At 63.7% G+C, this 15,539-nt stretch carries 16 protein-coding genes; 11 read left to right on the top strand and 5 right to left on the bottom strand.

Annotated features, from left to right (window positions below; translation table 11 throughout):
* Positions 1-407 precede the first annotated feature (407 nt).
* On the top strand, positions 408-1,622 hold the full coding sequence (locus KEC55_RS34125; protein WP_282511926.1) for an MFS transporter: 1,215 nt from the start codon (positions 408-410) through the stop codon (positions 1,620-1,622).
* 42 nt (positions 1,623-1,664) lie between these two features.
* Here the strand turns inward: KEC55_RS34125 and KEC55_RS34120 are convergent, their stop codons facing one another.
* Positions 1,665-2,468 (bottom strand): glutathione S-transferase family protein, encoded by an 804-nt coding sequence (locus tag KEC55_RS34120; protein ID WP_282511925.1) that lies wholly within the window; start codon positions 2,466-2,468, stop codon positions 1,665-1,667.
* A gap of 284 nt (positions 2,469-2,752) precedes the next feature.
* Between KEC55_RS34120 and KEC55_RS34115 the strand changes: the two genes are divergently transcribed.
* Together KEC55_RS34115 and KEC55_RS34110 are read left to right on the top strand one after the other, a co-directional pair.
* On the top strand, positions 2,753-3,130 hold the full coding sequence (locus tag KEC55_RS34115; protein ID WP_282511923.1) for a RidA family protein: 378 nt from the start codon (positions 2,753-2,755) through the stop codon (positions 3,128-3,130).
* 99 nt (positions 3,131-3,229) lie between these two features.
* Entirely contained in the window at positions 3,230-3,562 is a 333-nt protein-coding gene (locus tag KEC55_RS34110; protein ID WP_282511921.1) for a cupin domain-containing protein, read from the top strand.
* A 133-nt stretch (positions 3,563-3,695) separates the two neighbouring features.
* On the opposite strand, the gene KEC55_RS34105 is transcribed toward KEC55_RS34110, so the two are convergent.
* Positions 3,696-3,995 carry an H-NS histone family protein gene (locus KEC55_RS34105; protein ID WP_282511919.1) on the bottom strand — a complete coding sequence of 100 codons (300 nt, stop codon included), beginning with the start codon at positions 3,993-3,995 and terminating at the stop codon, positions 3,696-3,698.
* Between the two features lie 226 nt (positions 3,996-4,221).
* On the opposite strand from KEC55_RS34105, the gene KEC55_RS34100 reads away from it, so the two are divergent.
* Positions 4,222-4,710 (top strand): RidA family protein, encoded by a 489-nt coding sequence (locus tag KEC55_RS34100; protein ID WP_282511917.1) that lies wholly within the window; start codon positions 4,222-4,224, stop codon positions 4,708-4,710.
* Between the two features lie 36 nt (positions 4,711-4,746).
* Here KEC55_RS34100 and KEC55_RS34095 read toward each other — a convergent pair whose 3' ends face one another.
* Positions 4,747-5,739: an AraC family transcriptional regulator gene (locus tag KEC55_RS34095; protein WP_282511915.1), complete on the bottom strand. Its 993-nt coding sequence runs from the start codon at positions 5,737-5,739 to the stop codon at positions 4,747-4,749.
* Positions 5,736-6,794, bottom strand: a complete 1,059-nt coding sequence (locus KEC55_RS34090) for an NAD-dependent epimerase/dehydratase family protein (RefSeq protein ID WP_282511913.1) — start codon at positions 6,792-6,794, stop codon at positions 5,736-5,738. The genes KEC55_RS34095 and KEC55_RS34090 overlap by 4 nt, the downstream gene beginning before the upstream one ends.
* A 215-nt stretch (positions 6,795-7,009) precedes the next feature.
* Between KEC55_RS34090 and KEC55_RS34085 the strand changes: the two genes are divergently transcribed.
* The 3 genes from KEC55_RS34085 to KEC55_RS34075 all read left to right on the top strand — a co-directional run bounded on the left by KEC55_RS34085 (position 7,010) and on the right by KEC55_RS34075 (position 9,133).
* Positions 7,010-7,414 carry a hypothetical protein gene (locus KEC55_RS34085; RefSeq protein WP_282511911.1) on the top strand — a complete coding sequence of 135 codons (405 nt, stop codon included), beginning with the start codon at positions 7,010-7,012 and terminating at the stop codon, positions 7,412-7,414.
* Positions 7,415-7,519: 105 nt separating this feature from the next.
* Positions 7,520-8,572, top strand: a complete 1,053-nt coding sequence (locus tag KEC55_RS34080) for an ankyrin repeat domain-containing protein (RefSeq protein WP_282511909.1) — start codon at positions 7,520-7,522, stop codon at positions 8,570-8,572.
* A gap of 309 nt (positions 8,573-8,881) precedes the next feature.
* Positions 8,882-9,133: a hypothetical protein gene (locus KEC55_RS34075; RefSeq protein ID WP_282511907.1), complete on the top strand. Its 252-nt coding sequence runs from the start codon at positions 8,882-8,884 to the stop codon at positions 9,131-9,133.
* A 69-nt stretch (positions 9,134-9,202) separates the two neighbouring features.
* Here KEC55_RS34075 and KEC55_RS34070 read toward each other — a convergent pair whose 3' ends face one another.
* Positions 9,203-10,315 (bottom strand): histidinol-phosphate transaminase, encoded by a 1,113-nt coding sequence (locus KEC55_RS34070; RefSeq protein ID WP_282511905.1) that lies wholly within the window; start codon positions 10,313-10,315, stop codon positions 9,203-9,205.
* Positions 10,316-10,745: 430 nt separating this feature from the next.
* On the opposite strand from KEC55_RS34070, the gene KEC55_RS34065 reads away from it, so the two are divergent.
* The 4 genes from KEC55_RS34065 (at position 10,746) to KEC55_RS34050 (ending at position 15,180) form a co-directional block, all read left to right on the top strand.
* The gene (locus KEC55_RS34065; protein WP_282511903.1) at positions 10,746-11,837 is read left to right on the top strand and encodes a helix-turn-helix transcriptional regulator; all 1,092 of its coding nucleotides are present in this window, start codon (positions 10,746-10,748) and stop codon (positions 11,835-11,837) included.
* Between the two features lie 430 nt (positions 11,838-12,267).
* Positions 12,268-13,254, top strand: coding sequence for a TRAP transporter substrate-binding protein (locus tag KEC55_RS34060; protein ID WP_176046543.1), 987 nt, complete (start codon positions 12,268-12,270; stop codon positions 13,252-13,254).
* Positions 13,251-13,823 carry a TRAP transporter small permease gene (locus KEC55_RS34055; RefSeq protein WP_282511900.1) on the top strand — a complete coding sequence of 191 codons (573 nt, stop codon included), beginning with the start codon at positions 13,251-13,253 and terminating at the stop codon, positions 13,821-13,823. Before KEC55_RS34060 ends, KEC55_RS34055 begins: the two co-directional genes overlap by 4 nt.
* Positions 13,824-13,827: 4 nt before the next feature.
* Positions 13,828-15,180, top strand: a complete 1,353-nt coding sequence (locus KEC55_RS34050; protein ID WP_176046541.1) for a TRAP transporter large permease — start codon at positions 13,828-13,830, stop codon at positions 15,178-15,180.
* Positions 15,181-15,539: the final 359 nt, after the last annotated feature.

Here is a 15,539-nt window from a genome sequence, read left to right as displayed (position 1 = left end):
CTGTGGCAACCGTTCTATCCGGCTCGATTGTGAACAAATCGGGACCAGGTGTCGAATGGTCGCGTCTGGCCAACTGCCGCCAGCCCCAATCCTCCGTAGCCACCCTGCAGACCTTTTCCTGGATGTTGCAAGACGGATAACGACGCACCTCGACTCCGTGACGCGTGCCCTCGATTCCTGAAGTATCCCCACGATCTCGCGAGGCGTCCCTCATATAACTGTGCAGAAGCAAATCGGCGTCACTGTACATTTCATTCCGCTTTTACATAAAACACACTTCCCGTGAATACCGGGGCCGGGAATTTGGAAACGACCATCGTCCCGCTATATGCAGTCAAGAAAGCCGATGAAAGAAAATCGCTCCGCTTACAGCATCGCGGAGGCGATAAAAACCGGACGCCCATTCCATGAACACACCCGTTGACCTACTGCCGTCATCGCTTGGTGCCGCCACGTTCATTCCGTTTCTCGGCGCGAGCATCGCGCTTGCCGCCGCATACGGTGCGAGCTTCCTGCTCTCCGAGCATTTGCGTCATTGCGGACTCGATGTGTCAATGGCCGGGGCAGTCATCTCGACCGGCATCCTGACCATGATCGTCAGTTCCCTGCTTGCCGGATGGATCGCGCAGCGAGTCGGTCTGATGCGGACGATCGTTGCCGCTGCCGTCGTGATGTCCGTTTCCATGCTCGCGTTCAGTCTGGCCGCGATCGATCCGGCGATTGCGTTTATCGGCGGTCTGCTGCTCGGAATGGGATGGTCGGCGTTCTACATTCTCGCGCCGCTTCAGATCATTCACCATCTGAGGCCCGACGCACGGATCAAATATCTGACCTTGCTGTCGGGCGGTCAGATGGTCGGGCTCGGTCTCGCGTCTCCGGTCGGCCATTTCGTCGCCAGTCGATTCGGATCGTATTCCATCGTCTATGGCGGCCTGGCGTGCATCTGCCTGATTGCAGCCGCCGCATTCTCCGCGGTCGGAAAACGGGCGACGCACACGCTGGCTCCGCAGATGGCCGCAACCGGCCTGACGCCTGCCAGCATCGCCGAGATCCTGCGCAACGTGACGCGGCTGCCGATCATCATGATTGCGCTCGCCGCTTGCGTTTTTTCCGCGTTATCGAATTTTCAGTCGACCTATGCAGAATCGCGGCACCTGTCGCCGGACCTGTTTTTCGTGACCTTCACGCTGGCGACGGTTGCGTGCCGCTTCACGCTGGCGCAAACGATCAGCCGCTTGCCCGTTCGAAAACTCGCCTGCGCGCTATTCAGCGCCACGCTCGTGGCGCTGGTGCTGTTCGTCTCCAACCCGGGAAGCGCAATGCTGTACGTGATCGGCTCGATCATCTTCGCAATCGGCTACGGGCTCAGTTATTCCACGCTGAACGGCATGGCCGTCAATCTGGCCAGCGAAAGGGGATTGTCCGCATCGGCGAGTTCCCAGGTCTTCACGATTGCCTACTTTATCGGCTTGTTCGGGTTTCCATACGTGGCAGGCGTACTGGTTACGCGCGGCGGCGTGAATCTGATGATCGATGCGACCATCGCCGTTGTCGTCATCAACCTGCTGATGCTCACTCACACCAGCCTGCGAACCGTCAACGCGCAGATTGCGGCGCGCTGACGGACGCAAGCGACCAGTCAGTTGAAAGCTGTCTGGAAGTCGTTACTCGGCGCTGCAGTTCCATTCTTGCGGAGCGGTATGCGTACGGTCGCGTTCTTCCGCGTACAAGCGCAACGCAAATTGTCCGGCGGACGTATCGCGCAAACGCAGGACTTCGTCACGCATCGCGGCGGGCACGTGATCGAGCGCCGGGTAAGCCGCGCGATAGCCCGGCGGAAAGAGCACCGGCGCGGCGAGTGCCGCGAAGGTCAGATCGGCGGCCGTGAAGCGTTCGCCGACCAGGAATCGTCGGCCATCGGCCAGCCGTCCGTCGATCTCCGTGAAGACGCTACGTACGCGTTCGATGGAGCGCGTGGCGCTTTCCGGCGTAATCCTGAGCGCTGCACGAATGAGCCGCACGACGCCTGGCAGAATGATCGGCAGCAATACGGCTTCGAACCGCGGCACGCCTCGCGACATCACGTGCAGCAGCAGGCTGCGCTCGGGCAGCAATTGCGCATATGCCCAACGCCTCGCATGCGGGCCCAGCACTTCGTCGAATTGCGTCTCGAGCGCTTCGACTTCCGGCCGCAAGTCGACATCGCGCGGGTACAGGCAATCGCCGCCGCGAAGCAGATCGATATGTACGAGGATATCGGTGGAGTCGGTGAAGCGTGCACCGCGATCAAGCAGCAAGGGCACGCTGCTGCCGCCATTGGGTATCGTGGCCAGCCGGTGCAGCAGCGGGGCATGCGGCTGCTCCTGGTAGGCCAGCTCGAGCCTGTCGAGCGCCCATCGCGCCTTTTCGCTGTAGTGGCTGTGCGGCATCGTGATCAGTACAGCTGGATGAACGCTATCGGTGTTCATTGAAATCGCCCTCGCTCGCCACTGCATTGCGCATGCGAAAAATGCGGGTCGCCTTCTGAATTGTGGCAAGTTCGAAGAACCGCTTCAAGACGCTTTCCGTGTGTCGGCCCGTGGTCGTCGCGAACGGTCGGTTCAATGCCTGGGTGTCCGTCTAACTGCAGACGAAAGCGATCGATTTCGGCGCTCGACATTTCTCGGTATCCGGAATTGGCAGCATCGTTTTTCCTCGATACGCTTGTGAGCGATGATCGACGCAGATGCCAGGTCGGTCGAAGGAGAGTCAAATGGCGATCGAATATATTGCGGAGTGCAATCCGCTGACACGAAACCTGCCGCGCTCGCTGGCGACCAAAGCCGGCGACCTGGTCTTCGTATCCGGCCAGGTCGCGAGAAACGAAGACGGGAGCCTGGTCACCGGCGATATCGAGGCGCAGACACGCCGGACGTTGCAGAACGTGGCTCACGTACTGGCGCTGGCGGGATGCACGCTGGACGACGTTGTCAAAACCACCGTATGGCTTGAAGACGCGCGCGACTTCGCGGCATTCAATCGCGTTTACGCGGAGTTCTTCCCCGGGAACAAGCCGTCACGATCGACGTTGCAGGCGACGAATATGGTCGGCACGAAGATAGAAATCGAAGCCATTGCATGCAGGCCCTGAATGCCGCCGGTGGCGCGGCAACGGCTGGACTGCAGTGAACATTTCCCGGCACCTTTAAACGCGCTTTCATCATCGGAAGGTCAATGACGAGGTCGAGCGATGCAACTTCAAACCGGTAACCTGTTTAGCGACGACGGGCAACGTGGTGGCGACGAGCGGATCGATCTCCTCGTCACGGGGCAGCGTCTGAATGTCGAACGGATCGTGTCGATGGGTCACGCGAGCCCGGATGGATTCTGGTATGACGACTCGCGTGCCGAATGGGTCGTATTGCTGTCGGGAGCGGCCGTGCTCGAATTCGAAGAAGGTTCGACACGGCACGAGATGCACCCGGGCGACTACGTGCTGATCGAGCCGCATTGCCGCCATCGCGTGGCGTGGACGCATGAAGAAACGCAAACCGTGTGGCTTGCGATTTATTACGAACGATGAAGAAAGAATGGGCGTGCGACGTGCCGAATGAGGCAAATCGGCATTAACCCGGAGCGGTCTTTGAATCCCGCCGGTATCAATGCCCATTCACCGGACAGCGCGCTGAACAGCGCACCGGTACGCGCCGAAAATCTTATTCCTGAATCAGGAATCGATTGCGGTTCTTCGCATCCTTGATCCATGCTGGCGCGCGACCGCGGCCCGACCAGGTTGCACCGGACTTCGGATCGCGATACTTCGCCTGCACGGGTGCCGCTGCCTGCTTGGCCGGCCGACCACGACGGGTGCCGAAAATGTCCTTTTCGGTAATGCCGTATTCCGCGACCTTGGCACGGATGTCGTCGACGATCGCCTGAAATTCGGCGGCGCGCGCCGCTTCGGCTTTCTCGGCCAAAGCGTCCATTTGGGCTTTCAGTTCCTTGTAAGTCGCCATATATCGCTCATCAGGTTGTGTACTCACATGATAGCGGTTTCAACCGGAAATGATGAAGAAAATCTCGTCGACTACGAATTACGGCGTCGAAATGGCGTGCAGGACTGCTTCGAATGCCTGACAACTGTGTCAATTTTGTCATTTTTCGCGGATCGGCTCCCTCGGGACAAGATTCGGAGACTCAATTATTCTTTATCTTTTTTATGAAGGATCGGGGAATTCACTGATGAACAGAGACGACAAGCTGAAACAGGTCGCGGCCGATTTCGGATTCGATCCGGACGAGGAAATCAGGATCGGCGGAAATTACACGCCCGTTCTGGTCGACGGAAGGACGGCCTATATCTCAGGTCAGATTCCGCGAATCGGGGCGGTCGTGCACTTCGTCGGCGTCGTCGGCGAATCCGTTTCATTGGACGACGGCCGCCGTGCGGCCGGCATATCGGCGCTGCGTGCGCTGTCGCTGATTCGCAAGCATTGCGGCACGCTCGATGTGATCGCGACGGTGCCGCGGATTACCGTCTATGTGCGGAGCGAGCCCGGCTTCACGATGCAAAGCGAAGTGGCCGACGGTGCTTCCGACGTCTTGTACGCCGTGCTCGGCGATGCCGGCGTCCATACGCGTTCGTCGGTCGGCGTGCTGCAATTGCCCAAAGGCGCGGCGGTGGAGGCCGATTTCATTTTCGGGCTGAACCGTAGCGACGCCGCGCGCTGATCGCACACCGGCTCAACCAGGCGGCGACCTTGCGCGTCAGCGTGGCGTCGTCCGCGAGCGTGCGTCGTCGGGTGTCATGCCGGTCCATTCATTGAACGCGCGGAAGAACGAGTTCGGATCCTGGTAGCCGAGCAGGAACGCGATCTGGCTGTAGGGCAGATCCGAGCGATCGAGGTAGTGCCACGCGAGCTTTTCGCGGACATCGGCCAGGAGGGTCTTGAAGTTCGCGCCGTCGTCGCCGAGCCGGCGCTGCAGCGTGCGCTTGCTGATGCCGAGCGTGCGTGCAACGTCGTCCGCGGTGGCGAGGCCGCCCGGGATCAACTCCAGCAGCGCCGCACGCACGCGCTCGACGATGCCCGCGCCGGCCGACAGCGCGTCGAGGCGGCGGCGCAGATCGGGTTCGAAGATCGCCCACATCGCATGGTTGGCCGTCACGAACGGACGTCGGGCGTCCTGCAGCGCCACGCTCACGCAGGGTGCGTCGCCGTACTGCGGCGTCACGCCGAAAAACCGCGCATAGCCGGGATGCTGCTTGATTTCGCGCGGTAGCGTGACGGCGCGCGCGGGCAAGTCGGTGCGGGTGGCCAGCCGTGCCAGCTTCACGAAGAAGCCGAGTTCGAACGCGAGCAGCATGCCGGGCGGCGGCACGTCGCGCTCCAGGAAGTCGATGGCGAGGGTCAGCATGTCGGCCTCGTGCGTCACGCGCAAGCGGATCGGGCCGATCAGCGGCTTGAACTGGCTGATGCGCCGAATCGCAATGTCCAGGTTCGGGCTGCACAGCGCGGCGAACAGCGGCGGATCGAAGGTCTCGACCGACATGAGATCGAGGATGCGCAGCGCGATGGCCGGTGCGTCGGCCATCTCCTCCATCGCGCGCCACATGCGGAAGTATTCGCGGGTCGTCAGCCCGCCTTCCGGCCGCTTGAACAGATCGGCGGGCAATTGCGCTTGCCGCAGCAGCTCGTCGATGCGCAGGCCGAGATCGACCATCACGACCTGCCAGCCCGGGGAGATCACGAAACGGTTCATCGCCGCAATTGCCCGGTTTCGACGAGCTGCTGGAAGAAATCGTTCATCGATTCGGCGAGCGGGCGATAGCGGATGCCGAGCTCGTTGCGGCTGCGGCTGTTGTCGCCGTGCCAGGGAAGCCCGACGTTGCGCGCGATCATGCGGCGCGTCACGCCCTTGTTCGCGAGCGGCCCGACCAGCCACACGAGCCATTTGGGCAGGATGCGTCGCGGAATCGGGTAGTCGGCGCCATACCGTTCGAGCAGCGTGGCGGCCATCGCCGGCAGGTTGGTGTCGTGACCCGAGACGATGTAGCGGCCCTTGGCGCTCGCCAGAAACGCGGCACGGAGGTGCGCGTCGGCCACGTCGCGCACGTCGACCGCGCCCATGCCGAGATCAGGTATGCCCATATTCATCGTGCCGTTGCCCATCTGCCGCACGATCTCGAAGCTTTCCGACGTCGCGTGCGGATTGATGCCGGGACCGATCACGAGCGTCGGATTGATCGTCACGAGATCCCAGCGCTGCTGCGCGCGGGCGATTTTCCACGCTTCGCGTTCCGCAACGGTTTTCGAATACGAATACGGCTGATGGGCGAGCGATGAGCTAGTGTTCCAGATCGCTTCGGTGAACACACCGTTCGGCGTCGCGGCGAGATCGGCATTGTCGCCGTAGATCGCCGCGCAGCTGCTGGTCAGCACAACGCGTCGCACCGATGGTGTGCGGTTGGCCGTTTCGAGCACATTGCGCGTGCCGAGCAGCGCCGGATCGACGAGTTCCTTCTGCGGGTCGCGAACCGTGACCGTGAACGGCGACGCAGTGTGGAACACGATGCCGCAACCGGCCATCGCGTCGGCGTACGAGCCGGGTTCGAGCAGGTCGGCGCGGAAAAAGCGGATCGTGCCTGGCTTGCCGGCCGCGATGCGCTGGAGGTGCTTCAGCTTGTCCGGGCTGTCGGGATCGCGGACGGCCGCGTGGACCGTCAGGCCGGCCTCGAGAAGGCGTTGCACGAGCCAGCCCGCGACGTATCCGGTTGCGCCGGTCACCATGACAGGGAGGTCGGTATCGATATTCATGAGCGTGGGTTCCGTTGCAGAAGTGATGCGCCATGATGACGCTTTTTACGCGCCAGCTCACTCGCAAAGCGCGCCAATCGACATGCAAGGTGCGACATCGGCCTCGCGTGCCGATGCGCGCGACGGTGACCGGATACGCACATTCCGGGACGGACATTGACGCGTCGCCCCGCGTCCTATTACGCTCGTCCGCGATCCCATTCCGAGGAAGATCGATGAACGACGCCGCAACAGAACGGCTGGTCGAGCTGGCCCGACATGTCATCGGCTACATGCAGGCCGCGTTTCCCGGCTGGAGCGAAGTCTACGTTCGCTTCAACGCGCCGAGCGAGGCGCAGTACGGCGTCCGCGCGTCCTGCGCGACGGCGGCCGGCGTCGAGTTGATCTCCGCAATGCGCCATCGCGACTTCATCGACGGCATCATGAGCATCGGGCCGCCACTGCGCGACGCGCTGGCGAATGACGGCAGGAAATTCCGCGCCGCGCTGTTTCGCGCGAATGCCAGGTTTTCCTATCGAATGGATTACGACTGGGATGACGCCGCGCGCTGGAACATCACGAAGCTGGATGGCGCGTCCGGCCGTCCGGACGGTCTGGAACTGCTGGAGCCGCTGGACTGACGTGCGCGCCAGCGAGCGCCGCGCGCCCGCAGCGGATGTCAGGCCGGTTTATCACATTGACGAAATGCCGACGATACGCGCACGTTCGAAGGCAGGAGGCCCGCCATGCCGAAAGCAAAAAAGAAACTGCTGCCGAAGGACTTCGACGTACTGCTCGACGAGGGCGACCTTGCAAAGCTGCAGGCGGTGTTCGACACCTGCGACGTGAATGCGCGCGGCGGGTCGAGCAAGCGGACCGCGCTGTCGTTCGACCGGTGTCCTGACGATCTCGCACGCTGGCTTGTCGCACAGGGCGCGGACATCGGTGCGGCCGACGCGTACGGCAACACGGCGCTGCACGCGCGCGCCCGAAGCCGGCGCAGCCGCTTCGACGTGCTGTTCGAACTGGGTGCGGACGTTCACGATGGCGGCGCGTCGATCGGCACCGCGCTGCACGCGGCGGCCGATTCGCGCCATGCGCTGTCCGCGCGGCTGCTGCTGGAGCACGGCGCGCGCGTCGACGCATTGAACCGGGACGGGCACACGCCGCTCGAGCGTGCGCTGCGTACCTGCGGGAATGCGGATCTGGAACACATGGTGGCGCTCGCCGACGTGCTGCTCGGCGCCGGCGCGGCGAAGACGCCATCGATGCCGGCTTGCGTCACGGCGATCGGCGAGCGCTTCGAGTTCATGCGCGAGCGATTCAATCCGGAGACCGTCGACGCGGCCAGCGCCGCGCTGGACCGGCTCTATGCGTTGTTCGACGTGCGGCCGGTGCCGCGCCGCCAACTGCATGACGGCCGGTCGCCGATCGTCGTCGCGGACGGCACGTGGCAGGCGCAACACCAGGCCTTGTGGACGCAACTGGTGCCGGGAACCGGGCAAGCGGCGACGGTGCAGGGCGAGCTCGTCCGGATCGCGGGCCGCATCGCGCATGAGCTCGATCACAACGGCGGCGGCAACTGGGACGCGGACTTCCGGAAGATGGCCGATGCGTTCGCATCAATCGTGCGTACCGGCACGTCGCTGCCGGCAGCCGATTTGTCTGATGTGGACGCTGTCGTGCAGGACGTCAAGCGCCAGGCGGGCGATCCGGCGCAACTGTGCCGGCTTGCCGTTGCGTGGGTGCGCCTGAACCCCGATCCAGTCGAACTCGCGCCGCCGTCTTATCGACGGTAGGCCACCCAGCGCCCGAAATTTCCGGAAACCACCCCTTTCCCGATTTCGGCCAATATCCCCACTTTTGGGGATGCCGGCGCGGGCCGGTGCGCCTACGATGGGCAGCAGGGCACAGGGGACCGGGTGTAACGAAAACAAACGAACAGGCCTGCCATTGAAAGTCGATTGCCGCGATCGTCCGCGCAGTTGACTGACACAGCCGCTGCGTACGATGACGCACAGTGTGAGCGTCGCGTCGTTGGCGCCGCGACACGATGGCGCGTTGATGACGGAAGGCCTGATGTCGTATTTCGGGGAATTTCAATCAATATGCTGGCAAGAGACTATGTGGAACGAGAGCTCTCTCACATCCAGAGAATGGTGGCTCTCCTGGACAGCGACACGGTCGCTGACGACGTGTCGATGTCGGGCGCCGGGCGCGTCAGGCATCCGAGTTACTGGCGCGGGCGCCTCGAGGAGCTGATGTTGGCGCCCGACGTGCCGCGTCACGTCAGGAAGCTCGGCGAAGCCGTGCTCGCGAAGATCGACGAGCTGGAATCGCGACTCGCGACGATAAAGTAAGGACATCGTCGGATCGGGCGTCGACACTCATTCCATGGCGTCGTCGATCGTTTCCGTCTTGCCCGTTGCTCACCCGGGCGCCATCACGTCAAGCAGCGCCGCGCGAAACGCGGCCATCTCCGCCGCGGTGCCGATCGACACACGAAGGTACTCGGGCGGCCCGGACTCGCGAATCAGAACGCCGTGGCGCAGGAGTCGGCTCCAGATCCGGTGGCGATCCGCGAACTTGCCGAACATCACGAAGTTGGCGTCCGAATCGGCCACCGTGAGGCCCAGGCCGCGCAGCCAGCAAACGGTTGCGTCGCGCTCGGCCTTGATCGCGTCGACCTGCGACAGCATCTCGTCACGCGCGACCAGCGCCGCGCAGGCGGCCGCCTGCGTCAGCGCGGACAGGTGATACGGCAGGCGAACCAGCTTCAGCGCGTCCACGATCGCCGGCGCGCATGCGCAATACCCGACGCGCCCGCCCGCGAACTTGAACGCCTTGCTCAGCGTGCGAGTCACGATCAGCCGCGGATGGTCGGGCAGCAGCGTTACCGCGCTGCGGACGCCGTGGCGCCGGAATTCCGCATAGGCTTCGTCGACGACGACCACGCCCGGCGCGAGGTCGACGATCGCGCGGATCTCGTCGAGCGGCAGCGCGGTCCCCGTCGGGTTGTTCGGTGAGGTCAGCAGGATCACGCTCGGCCGGTGTTCGCGGATGCTGTCGAGCGCCTGATCCAGATCCAGCGTGAAATCCCCGGTGCGCGGCAACGTATGCAGGCGCGTGAAAGTTGTCCGGCAGTATTCGTCATACATCGGATACGCGGGCGTAAAGGCCAGCGCCGAGCGCCCCGGGCCGCCGAACGCCTGCAGGATCTGCTGGATCACCTCGTTCGAACCGTTGGCTGCCCAGACGCTGGCCGCGTCGACCGGCACGCCGGTGTCGTGCGTCAGGTAGGCGGCGAGATGCGATCGCAATTCGGCGAAGTCGCGGTCGGGATAGCGGTTCGCGTCGCGCGCCGCATCGGCCACCGCGGTCGCGATGCGCTCGACGAGCGCCGGCGACGGCGGATACGGATTCTCGTTGACGTTCAGGCAGACCGGCACGTCGAGCTGCGGCGCCCCGTACGCGTGCTGCAACCTGAGGTCCTCCCGGAGCGGCAAATCCGACAGGGCAATGTCTTTCCACGGTTGTTGCATTGAAAACACTCCGTACGTGATCGATGGGGCGGCACAGCAGGTTTTTCAGGCGGCAGAAAACAAAAAAGGCGCCGGAGGCGCCTTGGTTGTGGTCTTGACCGGGACGCTGCCCGATGCAATGACTAGATGCGAAACGAACCACGGCGCAATGGAGGGCGGCCGTGGTGATGGTGCAGCGAGGGCGTGGCGTTTCGGATCGTCATGCGCTGCATCATGGCATACCCTGATCCGGATGAAAAGCCGGCCGCGACATGGTACGTGCCCACGTCGATTGCGTTTTCGTGTCGGGAATGACCCATACATCAGACGAGAAACGGTAACAAACGTGGTATTTCGAACCAAACTCACACGGATAATTTGAACGATCTCGTTCATTGAGTAAGATGCGCTGAAGACGTTCGACAAAAAACGCACGGCGCGGGGTAGCCAGATGCAACTGAACGGATTGATTCCATCGGCGTGGGTCGACGACCTCTACGCCGCGGCACTGGGCGATCAACGATGGGAAGCGGTGCTGGACGGGCTGCGATCGTCGGTCGGCGTGCGCATGGTCACGCTGCTGTCATTCGACGAAGCGGCGAGGGTGCCGGCGATCGAGCAGGCGGCGGGCGACGACGAATCATGGGTCGCCGAGTGCTACGGCACCTACAACACCGAGTTCTACCGGTACGACCCGGTCGTGCCGGTCGCCGGCAACTGGCCGGCGGGCCGCTGGTTCGAGGACGTCAAGCACCTGTCCGCGCACCAGCGCACACACAGCGTGTTCTACCAGGAGTTCCTGCGCCCGTTCGGGCTCGGCAGCATCTCGGGCCTGTACATCCATCGCGGCGAGGGCACCGGCGCATTCCTCAGCGTCCAGGGCGGCCCCGACTCGCAAGGCCTGTCCGACGAGCAGCGCCGCGCCATCGAAATCATGGGCACGCACATCAGCCGCGCGCTGCGGATCCAGGCGCGCATCGGCGAACTCGAGGCGCGCGTGGCCGCGGCGGAGTCGGCGCTCGATGCGATTCCGGTGCCGGTGTTCCTGCTCGGTGCGCAACGCGAATTGCGCTATACGAACCGCGCGGCCGATCAACTGATCGCGGCGGAGCCGGCACTGCGGGTCGTGAACGGCCGTTTCGCGCCGGAAGGCTGCATCGACGATGCGCAATGGCGGCACGCATTCGCGCGCGGCGGGCTGTTGCTGCGGCGTGCGACCGGCGAACCGCTGTCGCTCGCACTGATGCCGGTTCCCGAGCAGTCGCGCCTCGTGCGCGAACGGCCCGGCGTCACGGCGTTGATGACGGCCGCCGACCTGTGCTCGCCGGCGGCGCGCGCGCAGCGGCTGCGCGTGTTCTACGGCCTGTCGTCGGCCGAAGCCGAGCTCGCCGTGCTGCTGTGCTGCGACGGGCGCTCGCCGCAGGAATGCGCGGCGCTGCGCGGCGTGTCGATCGGCACGATCCGGACGCAGATCAAGGCGATCTACGCGAAGACCGACGTCACGCGCGCGGCGCAACTGACGTCGCTGGTCATGCAGACGTGACGGCGCGGCAGGCGCTTGCGCCTGCGGATTCCCTGCTGGCCGTTGCCAGGACCGACGCATGGGCATTGCGTCGACGCTGGCGAGTTGTGGTCAGTCATCCTATAACAAAATCAAGCAACGTGAAAGCCGGCTGTCCGGCATCGCGAAAGGCGGCTGCACGGCCGTCCGGAGCGAAAGCGGATCGGTCGTCGGAAAACGTTTCGCTGAAAATCGCCTGAACAGAGAAAGAGATTCCCCAAATTTCGCCCCAAACCCTTGGTGACGGCGGTCATAGGGGTATGCACCAAGTGAGTTAAACGATTAACCGACGTACATTCGCTCAACACGTCATACGACGTATGACTCTGCGATTCAGCGGAGCGTCTCGCCGACGCATGTGCCTGCCGACGGATCGCTGCACAACAACGATCGACCATCAAGGAGACTCACCATGAAGCACCGATTCACCGGCTCCCGTACCGTTCTGGCCGTCGCGCTGATGGCCGGCTTTGCGATGTCCGCGCAGGCGCGCGTGTTCCGCTCGGCGGACGTGCACGGCGACAACTTCCCGACCAACATGGCCGTGAAGTTCATGGGCGACGAACTGTCGAAGCAGACGGGCGGCAAGGATTCGATCAAGGTGTTCGGCAACAGCGCGCTGGGCTCCGAGAAGGACACGGTCGACCAGGTGCGGATCGGTGCGATCGACATGGCGCGCGTGAACGGTGCGTCGTTCAACGAGATCGTGCCGGAATCGCTGATCCCGTCGTTCCCGTTCCTGTTCCGCGACGTCGACCATTTCCGCAAGGCGATGTACGGCCCGGCCGGCCAGAAGATCCTCGATGCGTTCACCGCGAAGGGGATGATCGCGCTGACGTTCTACGAGAGCGGCGCGCGCTCGATCTACGCGAAGCGCCCGGTGCGCTCGCCGGCCGACATGAAGGGGCTGAAGGTGCGCGTGCAGCCGTCCGACCTGATGGTCGACGAGATCAAGGCGATGGGCGGCACGCCGACGCCGATGCCGTTCGCCGAGGTGTATACGGGGCTGAAGACGGGCCTCGTCGACGCGGCGGAAAACAACATGCCGTCGTACGAGGAAACCAAGCACTACGAAGTGGCGCCCGATTACTCGGAAACGCAGCACGCGATGACGCCGGAAGTGCTGGTGTTCTCGAAGAAGGTGTGGGACACGCTGTCGCCGCAGGAGCAGGCCGCGATCAAGAAGGCCGCGGCCGATTCGGTGCCGTACTACCAGAAGCTGTGGACCGCGCGCGAGGCATCCGCGCAGCAGCTGGTGACGAAGGGCGGCGCGAAGATCCTGCCGGCCGCGCAGATCGACCGCGCGGCGTTCGTGAAGGCGATGCAGCCGCTGTGGACGAAGTATGAAAAGACGCCGCAGATGAAGCAGATCGTCGACGAGATCGAGGCCACCAAGTGACGCGTCGCACTTCCCTGAACAGCGCGGCGGCCGCGGGTTCGTCGGCCGCCGCCCCGGACGGCGCGGCGCTGGCGCGGCCGCATGCCGCGCCGTTCCTGCATTGCGTGAACGACGTGTTGTTCCGCGTGCTGGCCGTGATCGCGTCGGCGTGTCTCGCGGTGCTCACGGTGCTGGTGTTCTACGCGGTCGTGATGCGCTACGTGTTCGAGAATGCACCGGATTTCGTCGAGCCGATCGCGCTGCTGCTCGTGATCGTGATCGCGATGTTCGGCGCGGCGATGAAGGTGCGCGACGGCGGCCATATCGGCCTCGACTCGCTCGTGCGCCGGCTGCCGCCGAAATCGCGCAACGTGGTCATCGCGATCCAGCACCTGAGCCTGATCGCGTTCGCGATCATGATCATCGCCGGCTGCGGCAGCATGGCCGCCGAGACGATGGGCGACCGCATCCCGATCATCGGGCTGCCCGAAGGCGTGCGCTACCTGATCGCGATACCCGCGGCGATCGCCATCATTCTCTTCTCGCTCGAGCACCTGCTCGCGCTTCGTCGTTCTTCGTCGGGACAATAACGCCATGGAACTCGCGATCCTGTCCGTCAGTTTTCTGATTTTTCTCGTACTCGGCGTGCCCGTGTCGTTCGCGCTCGGCATAGCCTGCGTGTTGACCTACATGGTCGAAGGCCTGCCGATCGCGACCGCGATGCAGGCGATGATCTCGGGGATGAACGCGTTCTCGTTCCTCGCGGTGCCGTTCTTCATCTTCTCCGGCGAACTGATGCTGCACGGCGGCATCGCGGACCGGATCCTGCGCTTCGCGCAGGCGACCGTTGGCCACTTCCGTGGCGGCCTCGGGATGGCGAACGTCGTCGCGTGTACGCTGTTCGGCGGCGTGTCGGGTTCGCCGACCGCCGATACGTCCGCGATGGGCGGCGTGGTGATTCCGCTGATGAAGCGCGAAGGCTACAGCGCCGCGTACGCGGTCAACGTGACGACGCACGCATCGCTCGCTGGCGCACTGATGCCGACGTCGACCAACATGATCATCTACGCGTTCGCCGCGCAGGGGATCACCGGGATGCTGCACGGCCAGCCGGTGAGCGGCGTGTCGATCGGCGACCTGCTGTTCTCGGGGCTGCTGCCGGTGTTGTGGGTGATGGGCTTCGTGCTCGCCGCCGCGTACTGGCAGGCCGTGCGCCACGGCTATCCGCGCCGTGAGGACGGTTCGTCCGCGCTGCCGAAGTTCCCCGGCTGGTATGCGGTGCTGCGCAGCTTCGTCGGTGCGGTGCCCGGCCTGATGGTGATCGCGATCATCCTCGTGTGCGTCGCGAAGGGGATCGCGACCGCGACCGAAGCTGCCGCGATCGCCGTCGTGTACTCGCTCGTGCTGACCGCGGTCGTCTACCGCACGCTGACGGCCGAGAAGCTGCGCCGTGCGCTGTCGCATGCGGCGCGCACGACAGGCGTCGTGCTGCTGCTGATCGCGGTGTCCAACATGCTGCGCTTCCAGATGTCGTACCTGGAGATTCCGGATGCGATCGAAGGGCTGCTCAAGCAGTCGACCGCCGCGCCGTGGCTGATGCTGCTGTACATCAACATCATCCAGGTGTTTCTCGGCACGTTCGTCGACATGGCAGCGCACATCCTGATCACGACGCCGCTGTTCCTGCCGATCGCGATGGCGTGCGGCGTCGGGCCGGTGCAGTTCGGGATCATGCTGCTGCTGAACTGCTCGCTCGGCCTCGTGCACCCGCCGATCGGATCGGTGCAGTTCGTCGGCTGCGCGATCGGCAACGTGTCGATCGGAGAGACCACGAAGATGGCGTGGCCGTACTACCTCGCGATCTTCAGTGCGATCAATATCGTCACGTACCTGCCGTTCTTCTCGACCTGGCTGCCGAGCCTGATCAGCGGGCACGCGGTGTTCTGATCGTAGCTTGCTTCGCATGACTGCGGCGCCGGACGACCTGGGTTGTCCGGCGCCGCGGGCGTTTTTGCGGGTCGTTTCATGCATCGATTGCGCCGGGATGCGGCGCAAATCGTCGGTGGCAAGTTCAAGCGTGAATCTGCACCGATACCGAATCGCCATCGATTGCATGGCTGATGCCACGGGAAAGTCAACAACGCGTCTGCAGAACCCGACAATCCGCCCGCTTAATCCCGGGCATCCCATGTGCTGATTGAATGGGGTTTTGCGTGCTATCCCTTGCTGCGCGCGACGATTGCCTCTCAATAACGCATTGTCCGTCAAAATAATCTCGGTAGACGGAAACGGTTTTTAACCTTATT

It is taken from the genome of Burkholderia cepacia (assembly GCF_029962485.1).
Taxonomy (GTDB): domain Bacteria; phylum Pseudomonadota; class Gammaproteobacteria; order Burkholderiales; family Burkholderiaceae; genus Burkholderia.
This window is presented reverse-complemented; position numbering and strand designations above follow the sequence as displayed.